Genomic DNA, 2,075 nt, shown 5'->3' with positions numbered 1-2,075 from the left:
ATTCTCATGTTTGACAGCTTATCATCGATAAGCTTTAATGCGGTAGTTTATCACAGTTAAATTGCTAACGCAGTCAGGCACCGTGTATGAAATCTAACAATGCGCTCATCGTCATCCTCGGCACCGTCACCCTGGATGCTGTAGGCATAGGCTTGGTTATGCCGGTACTGCCGGGCCTCTTGCGGGATATCGTCCATTCCGACAGCATCGCCAGTCACTATGGCGTGCTGCTAGCGCTATATGCGTTGATGCAATTTCTATGCGCACCCGTTCTCGGAGCACTGTCCGACCGCTTTGGCCGCCGCCCAGTCCTGCTCGCTTCGCTACTTGGAGCCACTATCGACTACGCGATCATGGCGACCACACCCGTCCTGTGGATCCTCTACGCCGGACGCATCGTGGCCGGCATCACCGGCGCCACAGGTGCGGTTGCTGGCGCCTATATCGCCGACATCACCGATGGGGAAGATCGGGCTCGCCACTTCGGGCTCATGAGCGCTTGTTTCGGCGTGGGTATGGTGGCAGGCCCCGTGGCCGGGGGACTGTTGGGCGCCATCTCCTTGCATGCACCATTCCTTGCGGCGGCGGTGCTCAACGGCCTCAACCTACTACTGGGCTGCTTCCTAATGCAGGAGTCGCATAAGGGAGAGCGTCGACCGATGCCCTTGAGAGCCTTCAACCCAGTCAGCTCCTTCCGGTGGGCGCGGGGCATGACTATCGTCGCCGCACTTATGACTGTCTTCTTTATCATGCAACTCGTAGGACAGGTGCCGGCAGCGCTCTGGGTCATTTTCGGCGAGGACCGCTTTCGCTGGAGCGCGACGATGATCGGCCTGTCGCTTGCGGTATTCGGAATCTTGCACGCCCTCGCTCAAGCCTTCGTCACTGGTCCCGCCACCAAACGTTTCGGCGAGAAGCAGGCCATTATCGCCGGCATGGCGGCCGACGCGCTGGGCTACGTCTTGCTGGCGTTCGCGACGCGAGGCTGGATGGCCTTCCCCATTATGATTCTTCTCGCTTCCGGCGGCATCGGGATGCCCGCGTTGCAGGCCATGCTGTCCAGGCAGGTAGATGACGACCATCAGGGACAGCTTCAAGGATCGCTCGCGGCTCTTACCAGCCTAACTTCGATCATTGGACCGCTGATCGTCACGGCGATTTATGCCGCCTCGGCGAGCACATGGAACGGGTTGGCATGGATTGTAGGCGCCGCCCTATACCTTGTCTGCCTCCCCGCGTTGCGTCGCGGTGCATGGAGCCGGGCCACCTCGACCTGAATGGAAGCCGGCGGCACCTCGCTAACGGATTCACCACTCCAAGAATTGGAGCCAATCAATTCTTGCGGAGAACTGTGAATGCGCAAACCAACCCTTGGCAGAACATATCCATCGCGTCCGCCATCTCCAGCAGCCGCACGCGGCGCATCTCGGGCAGCGTTGGGTCCTGGCCACGGGTGCGCATGATCGTGCTCCTGTCGTTGAGGACCCGGCTAGGCTGGCGGGGTTGCCTTACTGGTTAGCAGAATGAATCACCGATACGCGAGCGAACGTGAAGCGACTGCTGCTGCAAAACGTCTGCGACCTGAGCAACAACATGAATGGTCTTCGGTTTCCGTGTTTCGTAAAGTCTGGAAACGCGGAAGTCAGCGCCCTGCACCATTATGTTCCGGATCTGCATCGCAGGATGCTGCTGGCTACCCTGTGGAACACCTACATCTGTATTAACGAAGCGCTGGCATTGACCCTGAGTGATTTTTCTCTGGTCCCGCCGCATCCATACCGCCAGTTGTTTACCCTCACAACGTTCCAGTAACCGGGCATGTTCATCATCAGTAACCCGTATCGTGAGCATCCTCTCTCGTTTCATCGGTATCATTACCCCCATGAACAGAAATCCCCCTTACACGGAGGCATCAGTGACCAAACAGGAAAAAACCGCCCTTAACATGGCCCGCTTTATCAGAAGCCAGACATTAACGCTTCTGGAGAAACTCAACGAGCTGGACGCGGATGAACAGGCAGACATCTGTGAATCGCTTCACGACCACGCTGATGAGCTTTACCGCAGCTGCCTCG

4 protein-coding genes are annotated in these 2,075 nt (G+C 57.9%); 3 read left to right on the top strand and 1 reads right to left on the bottom strand.

All coding sequences use genetic code 11. The annotated features are described in order from the left end of the window. Positions 1-86 precede the first annotated feature (86 nt). Positions 87-1,277 carry a tetracycline efflux MFS transporter Tet(C) gene (gene tet(C), locus BDIM_RS03745; RefSeq protein WP_001297013.1) on the top strand — a complete coding sequence of 397 codons (1,191 nt, stop codon included), beginning with the start codon at positions 87-89 and terminating at the stop codon, positions 1,275-1,277. Positions 1,278-1,332: 55 nt separating this feature from the next. Here tet(C) and BDIM_RS18625 read toward each other — a convergent pair whose 3' ends face one another. After that, positions 1,333-1,461, bottom strand: coding sequence for a type VI secretion protein (locus BDIM_RS18625; protein ID WP_001260374.1), 129 nt, complete (start codon positions 1,459-1,461; stop codon positions 1,333-1,335). An 87-nt stretch (positions 1,462-1,548) separates the two neighbouring features. Here BDIM_RS18625 and BDIM_RS18675 point away from each other — a divergent pair, with 87 nt between their 5' ends. Further along, complete coding sequence (locus BDIM_RS18675; protein ID WP_003660253.1) at positions 1,549-1,812, top strand: site-specific integrase; 264 nt, start codon at positions 1,549-1,551, stop codon at positions 1,810-1,812. A gap of 70 nt (positions 1,813-1,882) precedes the next feature. After that, positions 1,883-2,075, top strand: a 193-nt coding sequence (locus BDIM_RS17025) for a Rop family plasmid primer RNA-binding protein (RefSeq protein WP_032354827.1), incomplete at its 3' end; no start/stop codon positions are given.

It is taken from the genome of Brevundimonas diminuta ATCC 11568, assembly GCF_000204035.1.
Classification (GTDB): domain Bacteria; phylum Pseudomonadota; class Alphaproteobacteria; order Caulobacterales; family Caulobacteraceae; genus Brevundimonas; species Brevundimonas diminuta.
The sequence above is the reverse complement of the archived record's forward strand: the minus strand, read 5'-3'. Positions and strand labels throughout refer to the sequence as shown.